General features: G+C 61.3%; 24 protein-coding genes. 13 read left to right on the top strand and 11 right to left on the bottom strand.

Annotation, left to right across the window (positions count from 1 at the left end; translation table 11 throughout):
* Nucleotides 1-16: 16 nt before the first annotated feature.
* Nucleotides 17-862, bottom strand: a complete 846-nt coding sequence (gene mutM, locus CRO18_RS10035) for a bifunctional DNA-formamidopyrimidine glycosylase/DNA-(apurinic or apyrimidinic site) lyase (protein ID WP_097082019.1) — start codon at nt 860-862, stop codon at nt 17-19.
* Between the two features lie 76 nt (nt 863-938).
* On the opposite strand from mutM, the gene ubiE reads away from it, so the two are divergent.
* Together ubiE and ubiB are read left to right on the top strand one after the other, a co-directional pair.
* Nucleotides 939-1,691: a bifunctional demethylmenaquinone methyltransferase/2-methoxy-6-polyprenyl-1,4-benzoquinol methylase UbiE gene (gene ubiE / locus CRO18_RS10030; protein WP_076484380.1), complete on the top strand. Its 753-nt coding sequence runs from the start codon at nt 939-941 to the stop codon at nt 1,689-1,691.
* Nucleotide 1,692: 1 nt separating this feature from the next.
* Nucleotides 1,693-3,219 (top strand): 2-polyprenylphenol 6-hydroxylase, encoded by a 1,527-nt coding sequence (gene ubiB, locus CRO18_RS10025; RefSeq protein ID WP_076484381.1) that lies wholly within the window; start codon nt 1,693-1,695, stop codon nt 3,217-3,219.
* Here ubiB and CRO18_RS10020 read toward each other — a convergent pair.
* Together CRO18_RS10020 and CRO18_RS10015 are read right to left on the bottom strand one after the other, a co-directional pair.
* The gene (locus CRO18_RS10020; RefSeq protein WP_097082018.1) at nt 3,216-3,884 is read right to left on the bottom strand and encodes a flagellar hook capping FlgD N-terminal domain-containing protein; all 669 of its coding nucleotides are present in this window, start codon (nt 3,882-3,884) and stop codon (nt 3,216-3,218) included. The two genes, ubiB and CRO18_RS10020, sit on opposite strands and share 4 nt — an antisense overlap.
* A 9-nt stretch (nt 3,885-3,893) precedes the next feature.
* The gene (locus tag CRO18_RS10015; RefSeq protein ID WP_170952625.1) at nt 3,894-5,978 is read right to left on the bottom strand and encodes a flagellar hook-length control protein FliK; all 2,085 of its coding nucleotides are present in this window, start codon (nt 5,976-5,978) and stop codon (nt 3,894-3,896) included.
* A gap of 111 nt (nt 5,979-6,089) precedes the next feature.
* Here CRO18_RS10015 and CRO18_RS10010 point away from each other — a divergent pair, with 111 nt between their 5' ends.
* The 7 genes from CRO18_RS10010 to CRO18_RS09980 all read left to right on the top strand — a co-directional run bounded on the left by CRO18_RS10010 (nt 6,090) and on the right by CRO18_RS09980 (nt 10,795).
* Entirely contained in the window at nt 6,090-6,407 is a 318-nt protein-coding gene (locus CRO18_RS10010; RefSeq protein WP_373455188.1) for a rod-binding protein, read from the top strand.
* Nucleotides 6,400-6,744, top strand: coding sequence for a hypothetical protein (locus tag CRO18_RS10005; protein ID WP_076484384.1), 345 nt, complete (start codon nt 6,400-6,402; stop codon nt 6,742-6,744). Before CRO18_RS10010 ends, CRO18_RS10005 begins: the two co-directional genes overlap by 8 nt.
* A gap of 209 nt (nt 6,745-6,953) precedes the next feature.
* Nucleotides 6,954-8,138: a flagellin gene (locus CRO18_RS10000; protein WP_097082016.1), complete on the top strand. Its 1,185-nt coding sequence runs from the start codon at nt 6,954-6,956 to the stop codon at nt 8,136-8,138.
* Nucleotides 8,139-8,227: 89 nt separating this feature from the next.
* On the top strand, nt 8,228-8,605 hold the full coding sequence (gene flaF / locus CRO18_RS09995) for a flagellar biosynthesis regulator FlaF (RefSeq protein ID WP_097082015.1): 378 nt from the start codon (nt 8,228-8,230) through the stop codon (nt 8,603-8,605).
* Nucleotides 8,602-9,006, top strand: coding sequence for a flagellar biosynthesis repressor FlbT (gene flbT / locus CRO18_RS09990; protein ID WP_076484387.1), 405 nt, complete (start codon nt 8,602-8,604; stop codon nt 9,004-9,006). The genes flaF and flbT overlap by 4 nt, the downstream gene beginning before the upstream one ends.
* Nucleotides 9,003-9,818, top strand: coding sequence for a DUF1217 domain-containing protein (locus CRO18_RS09985; RefSeq protein WP_097082014.1), 816 nt, complete (start codon nt 9,003-9,005; stop codon nt 9,816-9,818). The genes flbT and CRO18_RS09985 overlap by 4 nt, the downstream gene beginning before the upstream one ends.
* Nucleotides 9,819-9,925: 107 nt before the next feature.
* Nucleotides 9,926-10,795: a ChuX/HutX family heme-like substrate-binding protein gene (locus CRO18_RS09980; protein WP_076484389.1), complete on the top strand. Its 870-nt coding sequence runs from the start codon at nt 9,926-9,928 to the stop codon at nt 10,793-10,795.
* Here CRO18_RS09980 and hemW read toward each other — a convergent pair.
* From hemW to rph, 4 genes are read right to left on the bottom strand one after another with little or no spacing between them, the layout of a single operon-like run.
* The gene (gene hemW / locus CRO18_RS09975) at nt 10,792-11,946 is read right to left on the bottom strand and encodes a radical SAM family heme chaperone HemW (protein WP_097082013.1); all 1,155 of its coding nucleotides are present in this window, start codon (nt 11,944-11,946) and stop codon (nt 10,792-10,794) included. The two genes, CRO18_RS09980 and hemW, sit on opposite strands and share 4 nt — an antisense overlap.
* Nucleotides 11,943-12,323 carry a RidA family protein gene (locus tag CRO18_RS09970; protein WP_076484391.1) on the bottom strand — a complete coding sequence of 127 codons (381 nt, stop codon included), beginning with the start codon at nt 12,321-12,323 and terminating at the stop codon, nt 11,943-11,945. Before CRO18_RS09970 ends, hemW begins: the two co-directional genes overlap by 4 nt.
* Entirely contained in the window at nt 12,320-12,931 is a 612-nt protein-coding gene (gene rdgB, locus CRO18_RS09965; protein ID WP_076484392.1) for an RdgB/HAM1 family non-canonical purine NTP pyrophosphatase, read from the bottom strand. Before rdgB ends, CRO18_RS09970 begins: the two co-directional genes overlap by 4 nt.
* The gene (gene rph / locus CRO18_RS09960) at nt 12,928-13,641 is read right to left on the bottom strand and encodes a ribonuclease PH (protein ID WP_076484393.1); all 714 of its coding nucleotides are present in this window, start codon (nt 13,639-13,641) and stop codon (nt 12,928-12,930) included. The genes rdgB and rph overlap by 4 nt, the downstream gene beginning before the upstream one ends.
* A gap of 114 nt (nt 13,642-13,755) precedes the next feature.
* On the opposite strand from rph, the gene hrcA reads away from it, so the two are divergent.
* Together hrcA and CRO18_RS09950 are read left to right on the top strand one after the other, a co-directional pair.
* Nucleotides 13,756-14,814, top strand: a complete 1,059-nt coding sequence (gene hrcA, locus CRO18_RS09955; RefSeq protein ID WP_076484394.1) for a heat-inducible transcriptional repressor HrcA — start codon at nt 13,756-13,758, stop codon at nt 14,812-14,814.
* A 5-nt stretch (nt 14,815-14,819) separates the two neighbouring features.
* Nucleotides 14,820-15,368, top strand: coding sequence for a nucleotide exchange factor GrpE (locus tag CRO18_RS09950; protein WP_076484395.1), 549 nt, complete (start codon nt 14,820-14,822; stop codon nt 15,366-15,368).
* Between the two features lie 52 nt (nt 15,369-15,420).
* Here CRO18_RS09950 and mutS read toward each other — a convergent pair whose 3' ends face one another.
* Entirely contained in the window at nt 15,421-18,063 is a 2,643-nt protein-coding gene (gene mutS / locus CRO18_RS09945) for a DNA mismatch repair protein MutS (protein ID WP_097082012.1), read from the bottom strand.
* A gap of 111 nt (nt 18,064-18,174) precedes the next feature.
* On the opposite strand from mutS, the gene CRO18_RS09940 reads away from it, so the two are divergent.
* Nucleotides 18,175-20,442, top strand: coding sequence for an NADP-dependent malic enzyme (locus tag CRO18_RS09940; protein ID WP_076484397.1), 2,268 nt, complete (start codon nt 18,175-18,177; stop codon nt 20,440-20,442).
* A gap of 54 nt (nt 20,443-20,496) precedes the next feature.
* The gene (locus CRO18_RS09935; protein WP_076484398.1) at nt 20,497-21,378 is read left to right on the top strand and encodes a ribokinase; all 882 of its coding nucleotides are present in this window, start codon (nt 20,497-20,499) and stop codon (nt 21,376-21,378) included.
* 38 nt (nt 21,379-21,416) lie between these two features.
* On the opposite strand, the gene phoB is transcribed toward CRO18_RS09935, so the two are convergent.
* The 3 genes from phoB to pstB are packed head-to-tail and all read right to left on the bottom strand — an operon-like array spanning nt 21,417 to nt 23,631.
* Nucleotides 21,417-22,109 carry a phosphate regulon transcriptional regulator PhoB gene (gene phoB / locus CRO18_RS09930; protein ID WP_076484399.1) on the bottom strand — a complete coding sequence of 231 codons (693 nt, stop codon included), beginning with the start codon at nt 22,107-22,109 and terminating at the stop codon, nt 21,417-21,419.
* Between the two features lie 3 nt (nt 22,110-22,112).
* Nucleotides 22,113-22,823, bottom strand: coding sequence for a phosphate signaling complex protein PhoU (gene phoU, locus CRO18_RS09925; RefSeq protein ID WP_097082011.1), 711 nt, complete (start codon nt 22,821-22,823; stop codon nt 22,113-22,115).
* 10 nt (nt 22,824-22,833) lie between these two features.
* Nucleotides 22,834-23,631: a phosphate ABC transporter ATP-binding protein PstB gene (gene pstB, locus CRO18_RS09920; RefSeq protein ID WP_076484401.1), complete on the bottom strand. Its 798-nt coding sequence runs from the start codon at nt 23,629-23,631 to the stop codon at nt 22,834-22,836.
* Nucleotides 23,632-23,637 lie beyond the last annotated feature (6 nt).

The following is a 23,637-nucleotide window of genomic DNA, read 5'->3' as shown; positions in this document are numbered from 1 at the left end:
CTAAAAAACCCGGCCATTAGCGCTGACAGCTTGGGCAGAAATAGCTTGAGCGCCCCCCTTGCACGATGCGCCGGATTGGGGTGGCGCAGGTGGTGCAGGGCGCGTCTTCGCGGTCATAAACGCGAAAAGCATGTTGGAAATAGCCAAGCTCGCCATCGGCTTGGCGGTGGTCGCGCAGGCTTGATCCGCCTGCTTCAATCGCCTCGGCCAGCACCTCGCGGATGATCGGCACCAGCGCCGCGATCCGTGCGCCCGCGATTCTATTGGCGGCGCGGCGCGGGTCGATGCCCGCACGATGCAGCACCTCGCAGACATAGATATTGCCAAGCCCGGCAATCAACCGCTGATCCAAAAGCGCGGTCTTGATCGGGCTTTTGCGAGATTTGAGCGCCGTCACAAGATAGCTTTCGTGAAAGTCATTGCCGAACGGCTCTGGTCCCAGCCCCGCAAGCAGCCAATGCGCGGCCTCTCGGTCGGTGCGCACCAGATCCATCGCCCCAAAGCGGCGCGCATCATTAAAGGTGACGCGTGCCCCGCCTTCCATATGCAACACCACATGGTCGTGCTTTTGCGGCGCGGGGTGGTCGAGGTGGAAATCTCCCAGCATCACGCCCGAGACCAGCATCCGCCCCGACATGCCCAAATGAATAAGCAGGCTTTCCCCGGTATCAAGATCCGCCAGGATGTATTTGGAGCGTCGCCGCAACAGCCCGACCCGCGCGCCGGTCAGCCGATCTGCCATGCCCTCGGGCAGGGGCCAGCGCAGATCGGGGCGGTTCACCTCGGCCCGTTCGATCACACGCCCCTCCATCGCCGGGGCAAGGCCGCGGCGCACCGTTTCTACCTCGGGCAGTTCAGGCATTTTCGCTCCTGTCGCATTGTCACGGCCGCTGCCGCCCCTATAAGAGGGGGAACGTTTCAAGGATCGGCAAGGGCAGATGAGCACGGATCAGACCAGAACGACGCATTTCGGCTACCAGACTGTGGATGAAGACGCGAAGGCCGGGATGGTGCATGGCGTGTTTTCGCGGGTGGCCTCGAAATACGACATCATGAACGACCTCATGAGCATGGGCATCCACCGCATTTGGAAAGATGCGATGATGGATTGGCTCGCGCCGCGCCCCGAGCAAAAGCTGCTCGATGTGGCCGGTGGCACTGGGGATATTGCCTTCCGCTTCCTCAAGCGCGCGCCGGGGGCGACCGCCACCGTTTGCGATATGACGGAATCGATGCTGATCGAGGGGCAAAAACGCGCCGAGGCCTCCAACATGGCCGACCGCCTGAATTGGGTGGTGGGCGATGCGATGAACCTGCCCTTTGAGAGCAATACCTTTGACGTTTACACCATTTCCTTTGGCATTCGGAACGTGACCCGCATCCAAGATGCGCTGAACGAGGCTTACCGTGTGCTGCGCCCCGGTGGGCGGTTGATGGTGCTCGAATTCAACCAGATCCCGAACGATCTGATGCAGGCCGTCTATGACGCCTATTCGTTCAATGTGATCCCGGTGATGGGGCAGATCGTGGCGAATGACCGCGCCAGCTACCAGTATTTGGTGGAATCGATCCGCAAATTCCCGAACCAAGAACTCTTCGCCTCGATGATCCGTGAAGCTGGGTTTGAGCAGGTGAAATACCGCAACCTTTCCATGGGCATTGCAGCACTGCACTCCGGCTGGAAGGTCTAAAATGCGCGGCCCGCATAATATCTGGCGCCTGATCCGCACCGGGGCGACTTTCGAACGGACCGGGGCCATGCGGGTGGCGCTGGAAGCAATGGAGGCGCCGCCCCGGCTGCGCCTCGTCGCCCGGATCATGGGCTGGCCGTTCAAATGGCTGGGCTACAAGGGCGATCCGAATCTGCCGCCGGTGACCCGTGCGATCACCGCGCTGGGCCCGTCTTACATCAAATTTGGGCAGATCATGTCGACCCGCCCGGATGTGGTGGGCGAGGAACTGGCGAACCAGTTGCGGATGCTGCAAGACCGTCTGCCGCCCTTTGACCAAGCGGTGGCCAAGGCGGTTTTGGCCGAAGAACTGGGCCATTCGGTCGATGAGATTTTCTCAGAGTTTTCCGAACCCGTCGCGGCGGCTTCCATCGCGCAGGTCCATGCCGCGCGGCTTGCCGAAACCGGCGAGAAGGTCGCAGTAAAAATCCTGCGGCCGGGCATCGAGAAAGCCTTCCAACGCGATATCGACGCGTTCCATTTCGCGGCCGAGATGATCGAGCGGCTCTCGCCCGCCTCGCGGCGTCTGCGCCCCACTGATGTGATCAAGCACTTCGAAGGCATCGTGGTTGGCGAATTGGATTTGCGGCTTGAAGCCGCCTCTGCCTCGCAATTCGGTGCCAATACCGAGCGGGACGAGAAGTTCCGTGTGCCGCTGCCGGTTTGGTCGCTGTCCAGCCGCCGGGTGTTGGTGATGGATTGGGCCGAAGGTCTGCCGATGGGCGATGCCGAGGGGCTGAAAGCCGCAGGCTATGACGTGACCGAAATCGGCACGCGTGTTTTGCAGCTGTTCCTCAGCCATGCGTTGCGCGACGGTTACTTCCATGGTGACATGCATCAGGGCAACCTGAAGGTGGCGCCGAACGGCGATGTGATTGCGTTTGATTTCGGCATCATGGGCCAGATCGACGAATACACCCGCCACGTTTACGCCGAGATCTTGATGGGCTTCATCCAGCGCGATTATCGCCGCGTGGCCGAAGTGCACTTTGAGGCGGGCTATGTGCCCAAAGATCAAGATGTGACGCAATTTGCTTTGGCCTTGCGCGCCGTGGGCGAGCCGATCTTTGGCATGAATGCCAAGCAAATCTCGATGGCGCGGCTTCTGGCCTATCTCTTTGAGGTGACCGAGCGGTTTGGCATGGCCACGCGCACGGAACTGATTTTGCTGCAACGCACGATGGTGGTGGTCGAGGGGGTGGCGCGTTCGCTCAACCCGGCGATCAACATGTGGGAAACGGCAAAACCCGTGGTGGAAAGCTACATCCGCGAAAACGTCGGGCCGAAGGCCGCGTTGCGCAACCTTGGGCGCACGGCGCGGGTGCTGGGACGGTTTGGGCCGCAACTGCCCGATATGCTGACCGCTGCGCTGGAAAACGCCACAAAACCCGCCGAGCCGGCACCCGAACCGCAAGTGGTTCGGGGCACGCATGTGGCGGGGGCTGTGGGGCTTTTGGCCGTGGGCGTCGTGTTGGGGCTGTTGCTTTAATTCGCGTCGCGCAAAGCCGAGATAGACCCGGTTCCGACCGTTGCACCGCCTGCAAGCACAAGCACCGCACCCTCTGCGGTGCCTTGGGCTTCCAAAATGCGGTTGTAGGTCTCGACAGGGTCGGTCGAAAGCAAGGTGCCGTTGTTATAGCTTTCAAGGTTGAAGGTGTAATTACCTGCGGGCAGCAGGTTGCCCGTGGAATCCACCCCATCCCATTGCATCGCATCGGCCGAAACCGGAATTGTTTCGCGGGCGACCTCGTTGCCTGCGGCGTCGCTGACGACCAGAACGGTATTCGTCGCGCCAATCGCCGGGTTCGGCGAGATTGTCACCGCATCGGTGCCATTGAAATAGGCGGGCGATTCGCTGCGCGCATCCATGCCCACCCAACCCGCATATTCGCTCATCCCCATCAGGCCCAGTTGCGCGGTGAGGCTTTCCAAAAGCTCGTTCGTCTTGGTTTGTTGTTCCACCTGCGAGAAGGTCGCCAACTGCACCGCATAATCGGCGCTGTCCATTGGGTCGGTCGGGTCTTGGTTCGTCATCTGCGTGGTGAGCAGTTTCAGAAACATCTCGTAATCGGTGTTCAGCCCGCTTGAGGCGGTGGAACTGCTGCTGGTCGTGGAGGTGGTCGTCGCAGCGGTGGCGGAGGTGACGGTGGTCATGGCAAGTCCTCAGATGCGCAGGTCAAGCCCGCCGATGGCGGCGGTATTGGTGCTGCGTTGCATGGCGAGCGTGGCATTGTCGAAGCGGATCGGGCGCTCGGTTTCCGAGCTGGTTTCCGGTGCGAACATCCGTGCGGCTTCGGCACGGTCTTGCGCCGATTGGCGTTGATCGGCCTGTTGGCCAAAATCGAAGCTGATGTTGGAATAGCCCATCTCGCGGAAGTCGCGCGCGAGGCTATCAATATTGCGCCGCATCAGGTCGAGCGTTTCGGGCCGTTCCGCCTGCACGCTCACGGTGATCGACCCGTCATGGCTGTGCAGTGTCATACGCACTTTGCCGAGTTCCTCGGGCGAAAGGGAGACTTCCACCGGCTGATCTGGGCTGCTGGGCATTGCCTGTGCAAGCTGCTGTGCAATGTGCTGCGGCGAGGCGGATACGGTTCGGTTCGCGGTTTGCACACCACCGCTATGGGTGGTTGCATCGCTCCGTTCCCCCTGCACCAGCGGCGAAAACGGCTCAACCGAATCCGTTGTGGTTTGCGCGGTGGTCTGCTCCGGTGTTGCGGTCGTGGCGGTGCTGCGCGTTGTTTGCAGCGCCTCGCCCACATCTTTTTTACGGTTGATCTCGGCTCGAGCCTCAGCCGCATCGGGAGTGGCCTTAGTCTCTCCTTCATCGCCGCGAAGCCGGTTTTGCGTCCGTGTTTCGCTTTGCGGCGAGGCGGCACCGGCGGCTTGCGCGGGCACGCCCTGTTGCGCGCTATTTGTGCTGGCGCTGGCCACGGTTTGCTGCGCTGCGGATGGGTTGGCTGCTGCCGCCGTTGTGCGCGGTGTTTCTGTGGACGCCTCCGCCGTGGGAGTCGATTCGGCCAAAGCTGCCTCGAACCGGCTTTCCGCCATCGAGGGGCGATGCTGGGGTTGCGGGGAGGCCGCTGCGGTCGGAGCGGGTTGCGCCGTGACGGTTCGCACCGAAACATCTGACCCGGTTGCGGGCAGAGTGTTTTGCGTCGTCTTGGCGGTGCGCGCTTCGGCATTGGTAATGGGCGCAGCAGCTTGTGCAGCTGCCGTTTGCATCGTGGGCGATGGCGTTGTGGGGACTTGCGATTCGTTTGCGCCTTGTGCCTGCGCTGCGGTAAAGATTTGCGCCGCTGCAGAGGGGGCCTCGGGCTTGGCGGTTTTCTCGGCGGTTGGGTCCGGTTTTTGCGGAGCCACGTCGCGCGGGGCGGCCTCCGCCATGGCGGCGGTGGCTTTGGGGCTTGCGTCTGTGCTCGCGCGTTGAACCGAGGAAGCCACTTCTTGCGGCCCGGTGGCGGGAACCTCCATCGCCGCACGAAGGGGCTGCGTGGCAACCGAGGTGGTTTGCGCGGCCTGCGCGGACGAGGTCAAATCCGCTTTCGGTTGCTCTGTCTTCTCAGTGCGTTTTTCGCCCAAACGCGTCTCTTCGACCGCGCGCGTCGCATTGCTCGCGTCTTTTGCGGTCGGCGCGTCAGCGGGTTCCGCAAGGGCCCCTTTAGGGCTCATTTGCATCGCGTCAGTCGCTTGCGCGGCGTGTTTCTTGATGTCGCCCTGCGGAGCGTTGCCTTGCGCGAAGACCTGTTTGGTCTCAGCGTTTTCGGCTATTTCCGGGGCGACAAACGTCCCCTCTTGCGCATCGGCGGGCGTGGTTTGCGGCATCGGCATCTGGGGCGCAACCGGCAGCACAAGGCCAGCCGCATCCGGTGCAGCATCTGCAGCTTTCTCCGCCACAACCGATTTGCCGGCTTTCGGCGCCGATGCAGCCCAATCTTGCGTGGCAGAGGCGTCTTGCCAGAACACTTCCAGCGCTGCGGGGCTGGTTTGCCCGGTCAGGCGCGCGGCTCCCGGTTCGGCCTGCGCTTCGGGCACCGGCTCCGGCACGGGCGCGGAAGCAGTCTCGGGCGTGCCCGTCTGGGCCGCAGCTTTCACGGGCACCGGTGTTTTGGGCGTATCCGCGACCAGCGCATCAAAGGCATCAGAATCACCTTTGCTTTGCGCAGAATCGGAGGCTTGCCCCCGTGTCCCGCGCTCGGCGGGCAAGGTGGCGAAGAGCTGGATCTGTTCTGGAGCAGTTGTTTTCATGGCCTCACGACTTCTGCCTGTGACTTTGGCCACCATGGCAGCAGGAGGTTACCGCTTCTTTACCTCGTTCTGCGCAGACTAGGGGAAATCGATGCAATTGGAGCGATTCCCATGCAGATGCGCCCCGCCACGGCCACCATCACGGCCCCTGTCGCCGCAAGCGACCTTCCCAAACCGCCCACCAAGGCGGCGGCGAGCGAAGAGCAGATGCGCGCGAAGGCAAAAGAACTCGAAGCCAGCTTTCTGGCCGAGATGCTCAAGCTTTCGGGCGTGGGCAAATCGCAAGAAAGCTTCAACGGCGGCGTGGGGGAAGAGCAGTTCTCTTCCTTCCTGACCGACGAATATGCCCGAATCATGGTCGAAAAAGGCGGCATCGGACTGGCCGAATCGATCTTTCAGTCGCTGCAGAAAGGAGCGCAGAATGCCTAATGAGACCGAGGACAGGATCGCACAGCTGATCGACATCCTTCGCCTTGAGAAAGACGTGATCAAAAATGCCGAATTCGGCGTGCTGCCGGATTTGGTCGCGCGCAAAGAAGCGGTGCTGGCCGATCTGGAAGGCACGCCCGCGCCGCTTCTGGCCCAAGCGCAGGCGATGGCGCTTGAAAATCAGCGGCTTCTGGATGCGGCGCTAAAAGGCGTGCAAGCCGTGCGCAAACGGCTTGCCGAAATCCGCGAAGCGGCGCGCAGCTATAAGAGCTACGATCAGAACGGAAAAGGCCGCTCAATCGGCGCAGCCAAAGGCACGATCGAACGGCGTGCGTAAACCATTCTTCTAAATTCTGATGCATTCAGGGCCGTCCGAAAGGGCGGCCTTAGCATTTCGTTAGCCCTTCACGTGCCAGTGTTCCCCTGCATCCCGAGGGGTGGCGCGGTCCGGCTCAGAAGCCGCCGCATGGGTCAGAAAGCCATTGGCGCCGTTTAATGGACGGCATGTGAAACCCGGCGCAAAGCGCCAAACTAAAGGGACCAACCATGTCCAGCATTCTCACGAACTCCAGCGCGATGGTCGCGCTTCAGACCCTCAAAGGCATCAACTCGAACCTGGCGAAAACCCAGTCCGAAATCTCGACCGGTAAAACCGTCGGTTCGGCCAAAGACAACTCGGCGATCTGGGCTATCTCGAAAGTGATGGAATCGGATGTGAGCGGCTTCGAAACCGTTCAAACCAGCCTTGCCTCGGGTCAATCGATGGTCTCGGTGGCGCGTACTGCCGTGGAATCGATCACTGACGACCTCAAGTCGATCAAAGAAAAAGTCGTTGCCGCGCAAGAGGCTTCGGCAGACACTGGTAAGCTGGACGCCGAAGTTGCCGAGATCATCTCGATGATCGACGCGAAAGTGAGCGGTGCTCAGTTCAACGGTGTCAACCTGATCAACAGTGCGACCGGGACGAGCATTCTTGGCTCTCTCGACCGTTCGGGCTCGACCGTGTCGGCCAACCCGATCGCTGTGTCAGCGCAAAACATGAGCACTTCGAGCGGTACTGCGACCGCGACCATGACCGCCGCAACCGGGCTGACGCGTTCGACCGACAACCAATCGGCGGGTGGTGCTGTTGCGACGGGTAGCACCGTTGATTTCACCCTTGGCGGCGCCGTCGCCAATGATGTTATTTCGGTGACCTTGGGTGACCAGACCTTCAGCTACACTGTGACCGCTGCTGATGCGGCCGCAGGTAACTCGCCGAACGATATCGCGGTGAACAACCTGCGCGATCAGATCAACAACGCTGGTATCACTGGTCTGACGGCGTCGTATGACCAAACCCAAGCGGGTGAGTTGACCATCAACAACGGCACGGGTGCCAACCTTAGTGCGACGGTTGAGATCACTGGGGCTGGCGCGGGCAAACTTGCGGCTCTCAACAGCTTTAGCGTGACCGGCGGCACCGCGCTCGCGGATATCGAAACGATGATCAACTCGGCGATCGACGCTGCGGCGGCTTTCGGTGCTGTTGAATCGCGTCTCGAAAGCCAATCGTCCTTCGTGAGCGATCTGAGCGACGCGCTGAAATCCGGTATCGGCTCGCTGGTCGATGCCGACATGGAAGAAGCTTCGGCTCGTTTGCAAGCGCTGCAAACGCAGCAGCAGCTTGGCATCCAAGCGCTGTCGATTGCCAACCAACAGCCGCAATCGATCCTGTCGCTGTTCCGCTAATGACCTTCGGGGGCGCCGCTTAGGCGCCCCCAATCCCCCACCGCGGCAAAGCCGCGGTCTGACCCCAATCGCCACTGGAAGGTATTCCCGTGAACGCTACAATTTTGGCCAAAACGGCCTATTCAAACCCCGGTCAGCCCACCCGCACCCTGCGCGGCACCGAATACGAAATCTTCGCGCGCGTGACGCATCGCCTCAAAGTTACGGCTGGTATGGCGAAGTCGAATTTCCCCGCGCTGGTTTCGGCGCTCTACGACAACCGCAAGCTTTGGACGACCTTGGCTGTCGATGTGGCGCAGCCTAACAACGAGCTGCCGGAAATGCTGCGGGCGCGGATCTTCTATCTCAACGAATTCACACAACAGCACAGCGCCAAAGTGCTCAAGGGTGACGGTGCGGTGGATGTGCTGATTGATATCAACACCGCCATCATGCGGGGCCTGCGCCGCGAAGGCGGTGCCGAATGACCGGTCTTGTGCTCAAACTGGCGCCCAAAGAACGGGTGCTGATCAATGGCGCGGTCATTGAAAACGGCGACCGTCGCTCGCGGCTCGCGATCATGACGCCCAATGCGCATATCCTGCGGCTGCGCGATGCGATCCATCCCGAGGAGGTCAACACCCCGGTGCGCCGCGTGTGCTACATTGCGCAGCTGGTGCTTTCGGGTGATGCCGAACCGACCGAAGCGCGGATGCAGCTTCTGCGCGGGATCGAGCAATTGAGCCAAGTGCTGACCGACCCGGACAGCCGCGCCTATCTCAATCAGGCGACGGCTGCGGTGTTGGAAGACCAGCACTATCAAGCGCTTAAATGCTTGCGTGCCCTTTTGCCACGGGAGGAGCGGCTGCTCGCCGCCAAAAGCGCATGAGTTACACGCCAATCATCCCCGCCAGCGGCTACGCTGGCTGGAAAATGCTCAACAGAACGATGGATGTGCAGAAGGCGGCTTTCGTCAATTCTGCCGAAGTTCAGCGGGACGAAGAGTATTTTCGGGAGAAGATTGGCAGTATCACCACGGCTGAAGACCTTGTCGCTGATCGCCGCCTTCTGAAGGTGGCGCTCGGCGCCTTCGGGCTGTCGAACGATATCGACAACAAGTATTTCATCCGCAAAGTGCTGGAAGAAGGAACGCTTGATTCCTCTTCTCTCGCCAATAAAATGGCAGACAAGACTTATCTCAAGATGTCGGAAGCCTTTGGCTTTGGCGATTACGAGGTGCCCCGCACCAGCCTCAGCAGCTTTGCCGACGAAATCCTGACCAAATACGAGACTCGTCAGTTCGAAGTCGCGGTGGGCGATTCCGACAATAGCCTGCGTTTGGCAATGGCCGCGCAGCGCGAGTTGCCCGAACTTGCCGCGAAGACCAGCAGTAATGATGCGAAATGGTATACGGTGATCGGCTCCACCTCTTTGAGCGAGGTAATGCGCACTGCGCTGGGCCTGCCCACAAGTGTTGGCTCTTTGGACGTCGACCAGCAGCTGAGCATGTATAAAGACAAGGCTGAATACGTCTTTGGCACGTCGGATTTCTCGACCTTCAACGAGACTGAAACGATGGATAAGCTGGTGCGCAATTATCTTGTGCGCTCGCAAATTTCTGCCGGCAGCACCATGTCGTCGCAAAGCGTGGCACTGCAATTGTTGCAAGGCAGCGGCTCCAGCTTCTCGATTCTGCTCTAAACGAGGCATACGCCCCCTGCGGCGGGGTGCGCGGTTTACCCTAGGTTCAGGCATGCTAAACAAGGGCGCCCGGTTTGACCGGGCGTTTTGCATGAACGGAAGACCCAATGCCTGCACTGACCGCTGACCAGATTCGCACCGCGCGCGCCAAGAAACCGCGCGTCTTTGCCCGTGATTTTGCCGAAGGCCTTGGCATCACCGAGGCTGAGCTTTGTGCGGCGTTTTTGGGCAGCCATGCCACGCGGATCATCGCCGACCCGTCGGTCGTGTTGCCGCGTGTGACGGCGCTGGGCGAGGTGATGGCCCTGACCCGCAACGACAGCTGCGTGCTAGAAAAGGTCGGCCAATATGACAATTTCGCCTATACGCCCGAAGGTGCGCAGGTGGTGAATGGCACCATTGAATTGCAGCTGGACCCGGCGCGTTGGATTCATGCCTTTGCTTGGGATGAGCCCACGAACAAAGGGCCGAAACGCTCGATCCAGATTTATGACGCCAGCGGCGAGGCGGTGCATAAGGTGCATTTGCGCGAGGCTTCCGATGCTGAGGCTTGGGCGAAGCTGGTCGCCGATCTGGCGCTGCCCGATCAGAGTGATGCGCTGAACCTTGCGCCCAAAGCGGCCGCACGTGCCGCAGAGCCGCATGGTGTGCAGCTTGCGGGCGGTGCGGTTGAAAAGCTGATGTATCGCGCCGGAGAGCTTGGCCTATCGGTGCGCTTTACGGTGGAAAGCAACGGATGCATGGAAACCCATCGCGGCTCGATCCATCGCGTGTTGCCCGCCGGGCCGTGGATCAATGTGCTTGATCCGGGGCTCGAATTGCATCTGCGCATGGATCACATGGCTGCTGTTTGGCGCGACCGCGAAACCGTTGAGGCGTTTGACGCCGAGGGGCGGTTGATTGTGCAGATGGGCGCGGGCGACGAAGACGCCGCCGAAACGTGGCGCGCGATGCTTGACGATCTGCCGACGGCTTAAGGCATCAACTCCCGGATCACGGCATTGAGCACCGCGCGACCTTCCCCGGTGGCGCGGATGCGGTGCGCGTCGCGCGCGATCATGCCCCAGCTTTCGAGGTTATTTAGAGCCTGTTCTGGCAGGCTTCGCCCCGAAAGCTGTTCATAACGGGCGGGGTCGATCCCTTCGGTCAACCGCAGTCCAAACAGCAAAAACTCGGTCGCCTCTTCATCACGGCTCAACGCTTCGCGCGGGGTCTCGCCGTTCCCCTCGCGTTCGACGCGGGCCAGCCACTCGCCGGGGGCTTTGGGGGCCTCGGTCGCGTAGCGGGTGCCGTTGAAGCTGAGCCGCCCATGCGCGCCGGGGCCGATGCCCGCATAATCGCCATAGCGCCAGTAAACGAGGTTGTGGCGGCATTCCGCGCCGGGGCGGGCGTGGTTCGAGACCTCATAGGCCGGAAGCCCTGCCGCCTCGCAGATTTCCTGCGTGCGTAAGTACATGTCTGCGGCCAGCTCATCTTCGGGCAATTCGCGCAGCTTGCCGGCAGCGAACAAGCGGCCAAAGGCGGTGCCGTCTTCGATGGTGAGTTGGTAAAGCGAGAAGTGATCCACCGCCATCGAAAGCGCTTCGTTCAACTCCCGCGCCCAAGCCTCAAGGCTTTGACCTTGGCGGGCATAGATGAGATCAAAGCTCACGCGGTCAAAATGCGCGCGCGCAATGTCAAACGCCGCGCGCCCCTCGGCAGCATTGTGCATCCGGCCAAGGCGCTTCAGGCTTTCGTCCTCCATCGCCTGCATGCCCATCGAAAGCCGGGTCACACCGGCTTCTGAAAAGGCTCTAAACCGGCCAGATTCGACACTTGTGGGGTTGGCCTCAAGCGTGATTTCCAGATCATTCGCTGTGGGCCAAGTGGCGCGGATGCGCTCAATCACCTTAGCCACGGTCTCTGGGTCCATCAGCGAGGGCGTGCCGCCGCCAAAGAAGACGGTGTTGAGCACCCTTCCTTGGGTTTCCGCCCCGATCCGGTCGATTTCGGCCAAATAGGCGTGGCGCCAGCGCGCGTGGTCAATCGTGCTGGCGACATGGCTGTTGAAGTCACAATAGGGGCATTTGGCGGCGCAAAAGGGCCAGTGGACGTAAAGGCCAAAGCCCCCCTGCCGCCAATCGCTCATCCCTTATAGGCCGTCACTTCGATCTCGACCTTCATCGCGGGGTTCACGAGGCCAGCCACAATCATCGTGGCGGCGGGACGAATCTCGCCAAAGGTCTCGGACAGTGCCGGGATGATCTCTTCCATGAAGGCCGCATCGGTGATGATGTAATTGGCCCGCACCACATCGCTCAAGCCAAAACCCGCTTCCTCAAGAACGGCCTTGATCGTGGCGAGCGCATTGCGCGCCTGATCCAGCGCCGCATCGGGGAAGGTTTTGGTTTCCGGGTCGACGCCCGTGGTGCCCGCAACAAAGCACCAATCGCCCTGCACCACGGCGCGCGAATAGCCAAGTTTGGGTTCATAGGGCGAGCCGCCCGAAATGTTACGGCGCATCATTCGGCCTCCATGACCTTGACGAACTTGCGGAACGCATCGGCGCGATGCGAGATTTCGTTTTTCTTCGCCGGGTCCATCTCGGCAAAGGTGACCTCATAGCCTTCAGGCTGGAACATCGGGTCATAGCCGTGGCCTTGGGCGCCGCGCATCGGCCAAACTAGCTGACCTTCGGCCTTGCCCTCAAACACTTCGTCATGCCCGTCAGGCCAGGCCAGCACGAGGGTGGAGCGGAAGCGGGCCGTGCGCGGGAAGGGAGCGCCCAGCTTTTCGCATTCTGCCCAAGTGCGCTCCATTGCCATCCCGAAATCGCGGCCATTCGGGGTTTCGGCCCAATCGGCGGTATAAACCCCCGGCGCACCATCCAAAGCATCGACCTCGATCCCGCTATCATCGGAAAGCGCGGGCAGCCCGGTCGCTTTGGCGGCGGCATGGGCTTTGATCCGCGCATTGCCGACAAAGGTGGTTTCGGTCTCTTCCGGTTCGGGCAGGTTCATTTCCGCCGCGCCCACGACCTCCACCCCATAGGGGGCCATCAGATCGCGCATCTCGGCGAGCTTGCCCTTGTTATGGGTGGCGACCAAAAGCCGCTTTTCGGTGAACCGTCTCATGCCACCGCAGCCTTTTGCGCCGCCACAAGCTGCGCCACGCCGGCTTCTGCCAGATCAAGGAGTTGGTTCATTTGTTCGCGCGAGAAGGTGGCGCCTTCAGCGGACATTTGCACCTCAACCAAGCGGCCTGCGCCGGTCATGATGAAGTTGCCATCCACACCCGCTTCGCTGTCTTCGGCGTAATCAAGATCCGCCACCGGCTGGCCAGCGTAAATGCCGCAAGAAATCGCGGCGACATGGTCCAGAATCGGGTCCGAGACGATCAGGCCGGATTTCAGCAGCTTGTTCACGGCGAGACGCAGCGCGACCCAACCGCCCGTGATCGAGGCGCAGCGGGTGCCGCCATCGGCTTGCAGCACGTCACAATCGACCACAATCTGCCGCTCGCCCAAAGCCGAGCGGTCCACGCCCGCGCGCAAGCTCCGGCCAATCAGACGTTGAATTTCTTGCGTGCGGCCCGATTGCTTGCCCGCCGCCGCCTCGCGACGGTTGCGCGAATTGGTAGCGCGCGGCAGCATCCCGTATTCGGCGGTCACCCAGCCAAGGCCCGTGCCCTTGAGGAACGAGGGCGCGCGATCTTCGATCGTGGCGGTGCACAGCACATGGGTGTCGCCCATTTTGATCAGGCAAGAGCCCTCGGCATGTTTGGTCACAGCGGTTTCAATTGAAATCGAGCGAATATCACCAAGATTACGTCCAGAGGGGCGCATGATTGATCCTTTCCCGTGCGTTTGGGCCCCATTTGAGGCCCCGCGCGAAGTGATGCAACCCCGAAGGCAAGATTGACGAGACGCGAAACCCCGTTTTAATGCCGCATAAGAGCCATGACGAACCAAAACGAACTCTTCTCCGAACTGAATGACCGCTCGCGCGAGGTGTTTCGGCGGGTGGTCGAGGGCTATTTGGAAACCGGTGATCCGGTGGGTTCGCGCACGCTCACCCGGATGATGAGTGAAAAGCTCTCTGCCGCGACGATCCGCAACGTGATGCAAGATCTCGAATACCTTGGTCTGCTGGGAAGCCCGCATGTTTCGGCAGGCCGGGTGCCGACGCAATTGGGCCTGCGGATGTTTGTCGATGGCTTCATGGAAGTGAGCGAAGTGCAGGCCACCGACCGCGCCGCTTTGGAGGCCACCTTGGGCGGCGAGGCGGATATGGGCGCGGCGCTCGACCGCGTTGGCTCTGCCCTTTCGGGGCTCACGCATGGGGCGAGCCTTGTGCTGGCCCCCAAAGCCGAAGCGCCGATCCGGCATATTGAATTTGTTTCGCTCGCCCCGGACCGGGCCTTGGTGGTGCTGGTCACCGCTGATGGTCAGGTGGAAAACCGCGTCTTCACGCCCCCTGCGGGGCAAACGCCCTCGTCGATGCGCGAGGCCGCGAATTTCCTCAATGCTTTGGCCGAGGGGCATACGCTGAGCGAACTCAGCCGCGTTGTCGCCGCCGATATTGCCGCGCGTCGCCAAGAATTGGATGCGCTGGCCGCCGATATGGTCGAAAGCGGGCTCGCCCAATGGGATGATCACGGCGAGCCGTGGGAGCGGCTGATTGTGCGTGGCAGTTCCAATCTGCTCGATGGCGAAGACGATCTGGACCGGGTTCGGAGCCTTTTTGATGACCTAGAGCGCAAGCGCGACATCGCCCAATTCCTTGATCTGGCCGAAACTGGCGAAGGTGTGCGCATTTTTATCGGCTCAGAGAACAAACTCTTTTCACTTTCGGGTTCCTCTTTGGTGGTCTCTCCCTATATGAACGCGGATCGGAAGATCATCGGTGCGGTCGGTGTTATTGGCCCCACACGGCTCAATTACGGGCGTATCGTGCCGATCGTGGATTATACGGCGCAACTGGTCGGGCGGATGCTGTCGGGCCGGGGCAAAGGGTGAGACGAATGACCGAGAAGAAAGACGAGATGGCAGAAGACCAGGCGCAACTCGACGAGGCGCTGGCCGCAGCGCTGGAAGAAGATTTCGACGAACTCGAGATGCTGCGCGCCGAGCGCGACGAGTTGAAAGACCGTTTCATGCGCGCGCTGGCCGATGCCGAAAACGCCCGCAAGCGGGCCGATCGTGATCGTCGTGAGGCCGAGAACTATGGCGGCTCGAAATTAGCGCGCGATATGCTGCCGGTGTTCGATGCGCTCAAACGTGCGCTGGATGCGGCGGGCGAAGAGGTCCGTGCGGCCGCGCCCGCGCTGATCGAAGGCGTGGAGCTGACCCAGCGCGAGTTGCTCAATGTCTTCGCGCGCCACGGCGTGAAAGCGGTGGCCCCGCAGGTGGGCGACAAATTCGACCCGCAAGAGCATGAGGCGATGTTTGAGGCCCCGGTGCCGAACACCGTTGCGGGCGACATCATTCAGGTGATGGAGCCGGGCTTCATGCTTCATGACCGCCTGCTGCGCCCGGCGAAAGTGGGCGTCAGCTCGATGCCGAAGGCGTAAGGTTCCCGAGGCCTGAGCGCTTTGAGGCGCGGCCTGATCGGGCCGCGCTTTCTTATTTGAGCAGGGCGCGTAATTCGTAAAGCGCGTCCATCGCTTGTTTGGGGGTCATTTCATCGGGGTGAAGATCGCGCAGACGGTCTTCCACATCCGATTTGGCGGCCGCTTGCGGCGCGGGTGCAGGCGGCGCTGCAGCGACCGAGAAAAGTGGCAGATCATCAATCACCGCCTGTTTCTTGCCGCCCTCTCGCTCACCTTTTTCAAGCGCATCCAGCACCACACGGGCGCGGCTCACCACGCTTTCAGGCAGGCCCGCAAGCCGGGCGACTTGCACCCCGTAAGACCGATCTGCCGCGCCTTTCTTGACCTCGTGCAGGAAGATCACCTCGCCGTGCCATTCCTTGACCGAGACGGTCGCGTTTTCGACGCCCTCAAGTTTGGCGGAAAGCGCGGTCATTTCGTGGTAATGGGTGGCAAAGAGCGCGCGGCAACGGTTCACGCCGTGCAAATGCTCCATCACCGCCCAAGCGATGGACAGGCCGTCATAGGTGGCGGTGCCGCGCCCGATCTCATCCAAAATCACCAGCGCGCAGGCATCGGCTTGGTTCAAGATCGCTGCGGTTTCGACCATCTCCACCATGAAGGTGGAGCGGCCACGGGCCAAATCATCCGCCGCGCCGACGCGGCTAAAGATTTGGCTCACCAGCCCCACATGGGCGCGGCGTGCGGGCACAAAGCTGCCGGTTTGGGCCAGAAGCGCGATCAGCGCGTTTTGGCGCAGGAAGGTCGATTTACCGGCCATGTTTGGCCCGGTGAGCAGCCAAATCGCGGGCGTGGTGCCTGCGGTCAGCGCGCAATCATTCGCCACAAAGGGCTCGCCTTGGCGTTTCAGCGCGGCTTCCACCACCGGGTGCCGCCCGCCCTCAATCTCAAAGGCGTGGCTGTCATCGACGGTGGGTTCGACCCAATCTTCGGCGGCGGCAAGGTCGGCAAAGGCCGCGGCAAGGTCCACCTCGGCCAAGGCGCGAGAGGCTTCCGAAATCGGCCCGGCGGCGGCGAGAATAGCGCCTTTTAGGCTGTCATAGAGCCGCTTTTCAATCTCCAGCGCGTGGTTGCCCGCGTTCAAAATCCGGGTTTCCAATTCGCTCAGTTCCACCGTGGTAAAGCGGACTTGGTTGGCGGTCGTTTGGCGGTGGATGAAGCGGGCCGAAAGCGGCGGGGCCAGCATCTTTTCGGCATGTGTCGCCGTCGTCTCGATGAAATAGCCCAGCACGTTGTTGTGCTTGATCTTGAGCGAGGCGATCCCGGTTTCTTCGATAAATTCGGCCTGCATCCGGGCAATCACGCCGCGCCCCTCGTCGCGCAATTGCCGGGTCTGGTCGAGTTCCGGCTCATAGCCGGAGGCAATAAAGCCGCCATCGCGCGCCAAAAGCGGTGGTTCGGCCACCAGCGCAGCATCCAAAAGCGCGACCAGATCATCATGACCAACAAGGCGCTGCGCCGCTTCGGCCAAAATCGGGGGGGCCTCGGTCTCGCCCAACCGTTCGGCAATGCGGCCCGCTTGTTCCAGCCCATTGCGAATGGCGGCCATATCGCGCGGGCCACCGCGGTCAAGCGCAAGGCGGCTCAGCGCGCGGTCCATATCGGGGCAGCGCTTGAGATCGGCGCGCAAATCTTCTGCAAATCGACCCTGTTCCAGCAGAAAACGCACCGCATCGTGGCGGGCATGGATCTGAGACAGATCACGCGAGGGGGCGGAAAGGCGCCGCTCCAAAAGCCGCGCGCCGCCCGCTGTGACGGTGCGGTCAATCGTGGCCAAAAGCGAGCCCTCGCGCCCGCCCGACAGCGCCTGCGTCAGTTCAAGGTTGCGCCGGGTCGCGGCATCAATCTGCACAAGGCTGCCAGCCTCTTCGCGCAGCGGACGGCGCAGAAGGGGGAGCTTGCCGCGTTGGGTGAGGTCGAGATAATCGACCAAAGCGCCCATCGCCGAAATCTCGGCCCGCGAAAATGCACCAAACGCATCAAGTGAACCGACGGCAAAAAGATCACAAAGCCGCTTTTCCGCCCCTTGGCTGTCAAAGCTCGACCGCGCCAAGGGGGTGAGTGCGGCGCGCAAATCAGAGACTATTTCGGCGCAATCTTGCTCTTTTGTCTCGCTCACCAACACCTCGCGCGGTGCAAGGCGGGCGAGTTCCGGGCCAAGGCGCGGCAGCGGGCAGGGCATCACCCGAAACTCGCCGGTCGAAATATCGACCCAAGCCAGCGCGCCTTCGTCGCGCAACTCGGCCCAAGCGGCCAAGAAATTGTGGCGGCGCGCCTCAAGCAGGCTTTCTTCGGTGAGCGTGCCCGGCGTGACAAGGCGCACCACGCCGCGTTTCACCACCGATTTGGCGCCGCGTTTCTTGGCTTCGGCCGGGTCTTCGAGTTGTTCAGCAATGGCGACGCGGAAGCCCTTGCGGATGAGCGTGAGCAGATAACCCTCGGCGGCGTGAACTGGCACGCCGCACATCGGAATCTCTTCGCCCAAATGCAGCCCGCGTTTGGTCAGCGCAATGTCGAGCGCGGCCGCAGCGGCCACCGCATCGTCAAAGAACATCTCGTAGAAGTCGCCCATCCGGTAGAACAAAAGCGCCCCAGCGTTTTCTTCCTTGATGGACAGATATTGCGCCATCATGGGCGTGACGGTGTCTTTGGCCATGAAATCCCCCTGCGCGGCGCACATTATAAAAGGCCGCACCCCCGTGCAAACCGATTGAGGCACTGGGCCAAGGGGTTTAAGGAAAGGGCGCCCACTGGAGGAGTTTGGCCCATGTCCACCAAGAACCGCGTCACGCCTGAAGAGGCGCTGGCCTATCACCTCGATCCGACCCCGGGGAAATATGAGATCGTCGCCTCTAAGCCGATGACCACCCAACGGGATCTGAGCTTGGCTTATTCGCCCGGGGTTGCGGTACCAGTGGAAGCGATCGCAGAGCGGCCCGAAACCGCCTATGACTACACGGTCAAAGGCAACATGGTGGCGGTGATCTCAAACGGCACAGCCATTTTGGGCTTGGGCAATTTGGGCGCGCTGGCCTCCAAGCCGGTGATGGAAGGCAAGGCGGTGCTGTTCAAGCGCTTTGCCGATGTGAACGCCATAGATATTGAACTTGATACCACCGACCCGGATGAAATCATCAAGGCGGTGAGCCTGATGGGGCCGACCTTTGGCGGGATCAACCTTGAAGATATCAAGGCGCCTGAATGTTTTATCATTGAGCAGCGGCTCAAAGAGATCATGGATATTCCGGTCTTCCATGATGACCAGCACGGCACGGCGGTGATTTGTGCGGCGGGTCTGATCAACGCGCTCGAACTGTCTGGCAAGAAGATCGAAGATTGTAAAATCGTGCTCAACGGCGCGGGCGCGGCGGGGATTGCTTGCCTTGAGCTTGTGAAGGCGATGGGCGCGCGGCATGACAACTGCATCATGTGCGACACCAAGGGCGTGATCTACCAAGGCCGCACCGAGGGCATGAACCAATGGAAATCGGCCCATGCCGCCAAGACCGAGGCGCGCACGCTTGAAGATGCGATGAAGGGCTGTGACGTGTTCTTGGGCGTTTCGGCCAAAGGCGCGCTGACGCCCGATATGGTTTCGACCATGGCCGACAATCCGGTGATTTTCGCCATGGCGAACCCGGACCCGGAGATCACCCCCGAAGATGCCCATGCGGTGCGCCCCGATGCGATTGTGGCCACGGGCCGCTCGGACTACCCGAACCAGGTGAACAACGTTTTGGGCTTCCCCTACTTGTTCCGGGGTGCGCTGGATATTCATGCCCGCGCGATCAATGACGATATGAAAATCGCCTGCGCCAAGGCGTTGGCCAATCTGGCGCGCGAAGACGTGCCCGATGAGGTGGCGATGGCTTATGGCCGCAAGCTGACCTTTGGCCGCGATTACATCATCCCGACGCCGTTTGACCCGCGTTTGATCCATGTGATCCCGCCGGCTGTGGCGAAAGCCGGGATGGATACCGGCGTGGCGCGCCGCCCGATCATTGATATGGACGGCTATGCCGAAAGCCTGAAAGCACGGATGGACCCGACGGCGGCCATCTTGCAAGGGATCAACGCGCGCGCCCGTCAGGCGCAGGCGCGGATGATCTTTGCCGAGGGCGATGACCCGCGCGTGCTGCGTGCGGCGGTGGCTTACCAGCGCGGTGGCATGGGCACGGCGCTTGTTGTGGGCCGCGAGGCGCATGTGAAAGAGCAGCTTGAAGCGGCCGGTATCGGCGATGCCTACCGCGAATTGCAAATCGTCAACTCGGCCAATTGCAAGCATATCGAGACCTATAAAGACTTCCTCTACCGCCGCCTGCAACGCCAAGGGATGGACCGGGAAGACGCGCATAAGCTGGCCACGCGTGATCGCCATGTCTTTGCCGCGCTGATGCTGGTGCATGGCCATGGGGATGGGATGATCACCGGGGCCACGCGCAAATCGGCGCATGTGCTTGAGCTGATCAACAAGGTGATCGACGCCAAACCTTCCGATGGGGCGGTGGGGATCACGGCGCTGTTGCACAAGGGCAAGGTCGTGCTGATCGGCGATACGCTGGTGCATGAATGGCCCGATGAGCATGATCTGGCCGATATCGCCACGGCGGGCGCGCGGGTTGCGCGGGGCCTTGGGATTGAGCCGCGGGTGGCCTTTGCCTCGTTCTCGACCTTTGGCTACCCCGTGTCTGAGCGCGCGATGAAAATGCACGTTGCGCCGCAGGTGCTCGATGAGCGTGGGGTCGATTTCGAATATGATGGCGAGATGGCTGTCGATGTCGCCCTGAACCCCGAGATGATGAAGCACTATCCGTTCTGCCGCCTGACCGGGCCGGCCAACGTGCTGGTGGTGCCCGCGCGGCACTCTGCTTCGATCTCGGTCAAGCTGATGCAGGAAATGGCGGGCGCGACCGTGATCGGCCCAATTTTGACCGGCATCCCGCATTCGGTGCAAATCTGCTCGAACCGGGCGACGGTCAACGATATTCTGCATATGGCCGCGCTGTCGGCCAGCCGTCTGGGCCAGACGCGCTAAGATTGCTACCGGGTCAGGGCGCCCCTTGGCCCGGAATTTCCGTGAGGGGGTGCCATGACCATCTTCAACCTCGGCTCCATCAACGCCGATCATTTCTATCGTTTGTCGCATTTGCTGAGCCCGGGGGAAACCTTGGCTGCCAGCGCTTATGACCGGGGCTTGGGCGGCAAGGGGGCCAACCAATCGGTGGCCGCTGCCCGCGCCGGGGCCGATGTGCGCCATATCGGCGCGATTGGGGCCGATGGCCGCTGGATGCGCGAGGAATTGCGCCTTGATGGGGTCGATTGCACCCATGTCGCCGAGGTGGAAACCGCCTCGGGCCATGCGATCATCAATGTCGATGCGGCGGGTGAAAACACCATCGTAATCTTTGCGGGCGCGAACCGGGCGATTCCGGTTACTGCTTTGGAGGCCGCGCTCTCGGATGCGGCGCCGGGCGATTATATCTTGATGCAAAACGAGACCTGCTTGCAGGTGGAAGCCGTGGAACTGGCACGCCACAAGGGGGTGTTTGTCGCCTATTCCGCCGCGCCCTTTGAGGCAAAAGCGGTGAGCGCTGTGTTAGATAAACTCGACCTTCTGCTGCTAAACGCAGTCGAAGCGGCGCAGTTGTGCGAGGCATTGGACACGCGGCTTGAGGCGCTGCCGGTGAAGGCCGTTTGCGTGACCCACGGCGCCAAAGGCGCGGTTTGGCACGATTTGATTGATGGCACCAAGCATGACCAGCCCGCCTTCAAGGTGGAGCCGGTCGATACCACGGCGGCGGGGGATACTTTTGCGGGCTATCTTGTGGCCGGGCTGGCCGATGGGTTGAAGCCCGCGCAGGCGATGCGGCTTGCGGCGGCGGCCTCGGCGGTGAAGGTCACGCGCGCGGGCACGGCAGCCGCGATCCCGAAGCGCGGTGAGGTGGATGCTTTCTTGACCGCGCAGGGCTGATGCAAAATCTGCGCTATGGCTATGCCTTGGGCTGAGAGTCAGCCCAAGGAGTAACCAGTGCCGCGCACGGTGCGCACCGGATCTGTGCCGCCGTTGACCATAAGCGCTTTGCGCAACCGGCCCACATGCACGTCAATCGTGCGGGTGTCGACATAGATGTCGCGCCCCCAGACCCGGTCCAAAAGCTGGTCGCGGGTCCAGACACGTCCGGGTTTTTCCATCAGCGTGGACAGCAGCCGGAACTCGGTCGGGCCGAGTTTGAGCGGGGCGCCATCTCGGAACACGCGGTGCTCGGCGGCATCTAGGATGATGTCATCATAGGTAAGCCGTTCGCCCATCGTGGCAGGGCGGGTGCGGCGCAATTGCGTGCGCAGCCGCGCCATCAGCTCGACGACCGAATAGGGTTTGACGACGTAGTCATCGGCCCCGGTTTCCAGCCCCCGCACCCGGTCGCTTTCTTCCGAACGCGCCGACAGCATGATGATCGGGATCGCACGAGTATCGGGGTTCGCCTTCACGCGACGGCAGATTTCGATGCCCGAGACATTGGGCAACATCCAATCGAGAACGATCAGGTCGGGCTTTTCCTCGCGCACGAGCAAAAGCGCCTCATCGCCATTGACGGCCATTGCCACCCGGAACCCTTCGGCTTCGAGGTTATATTGCAAAACCTCCCGTTGGGCCGATTCATCTTCCACCACCAAAACACAGGGCTGTTGCGCCGGACTCATAAATTAACTCTCCCCGGGAACGAAATCAGTCACGCTATCGGCCTTGGGCCGCGCGTCATCGGGCATTTCGCCGGTCACAAGATAGGTCACTTGCTCGGCAATCGAGGTGCACAGATCGCCCATCCGCTCGATGTTTTTGGCGATGAAATGCAAATGCATGCAGGGCGTGATGTTGCGCGGATCTTCCATCATATAGGTCAGAAACTCGCGGAAGAGCGCGTTATACATTTGGTCGATCTGCACATCGCGGGCGCGCACATCGGCGGCCAAATTGGCATCGCGCTGGATGAAGCTGTCGATGGCATCTTTGAGCATGCCTTCCACTTCCACTGCCATCCGCTTGATCGCCCCGGAAGAGGCGTTGATCGTGGGCATTTCGGCAATGACTTTGGTGCGCTTGCCCATGTTCTTGGCATAATCGCCCACGCGCTCAAGGCTGCCGGCGATTTTGATCACGCTCAGCGCCACGCGCAGGTCGGTGGCATGGGGCGCGCGCAAAGCAATCAGCCGCGCGGCTTCGGTGTTGATCATCTCTTCAAGCTGATCGACCTGCTTGTCGCGTTGCCGGACCTGCTCGGCCAGTTCCTCGTCGCGGTCTTCCAGCGCTTGCGCGGCGTCGAGCACCTGACTTTCGACAAGGCCCCCCATCTTGACGACCATCGCCTGCGCGGCCTCAAGGTCGCGGTCGAAGGATGAAACGATATGCTGGCTCATTGTGAAGTCCTTAACCGATGCGGCCGGTAATATAGCTTTCCGTGCGGGGATCGCGCGGATTGGTGAAGATTTGCCCGGTCTCGCCGAATTCGACAAGGTTTCCGAGGTGGAAGAACGCCGTGCGTTGCGAAACGCGGGCGGCTTGCTGCATCGAGTGGGTCACGATGACGACCGAGAAGTTTTCGCGCAATTCGTCGATCAGTTCTTCGACCTGAGCGGTCGCAATCGGGTCAAGTGCCGAGCAGGGCTCGTCCATGAGCAGAACTTCGGGCGAGGTGGCCACGGCGCGCGCAATGCAAAGGCGCTGTTGCTGGCCGCCCGAAAGGCCGGTGCCCGGCGCATCGAGCCGGTCTTTGACCTCGTTCCAAAGCGCCGCTTTGCGCAGCGAGGCTTCGACGACTTCATCCAGCTCGGCTTTGTTTTTCACTTGGCCGTGGATTTTCGGGCCGTAAGCCACGTTGTCATAGATCGATTTCGGGAACGGGTTCGGCTTTTGGAACACCATGCCAACGCGGGCGCGCAATTGCACCGGGTCGACCTTTTTATTGTAGATGTCTTCGCCATCCAGAAGGATATCGCCCTCAACCCGGCAGATGTCGATCGTGTCGTTCATCCGGTTGATGCAGCGCAGGAAGGTGGATTTCCCGCAGCCCGAGGGGCCGATGAAGGCGGTGACCGTTTTGTCGAGAATGTCCACATCGACATCCTTGATCGCGTGGGTCGTGCCGTAGAACACCTGCACCTTGCGGGCGGCAATCTTGATATCGTTGGCGTTCACGGTTCTCTCCGTCAATCTCATGTCGTTCATCGTCAT

It is taken from the genome of Rhodobacter sp. JA431 (assembly GCF_900217725.1).
Lineage (GTDB): Bacteria > Pseudomonadota > Alphaproteobacteria > Rhodobacterales > Rhodobacteraceae > Rhodobacter > Rhodobacter aestuarii.
The sequence above is the reverse complement of the archived record's forward strand: the minus strand, read 5'-3'. Positions and strand labels throughout refer to the sequence as shown.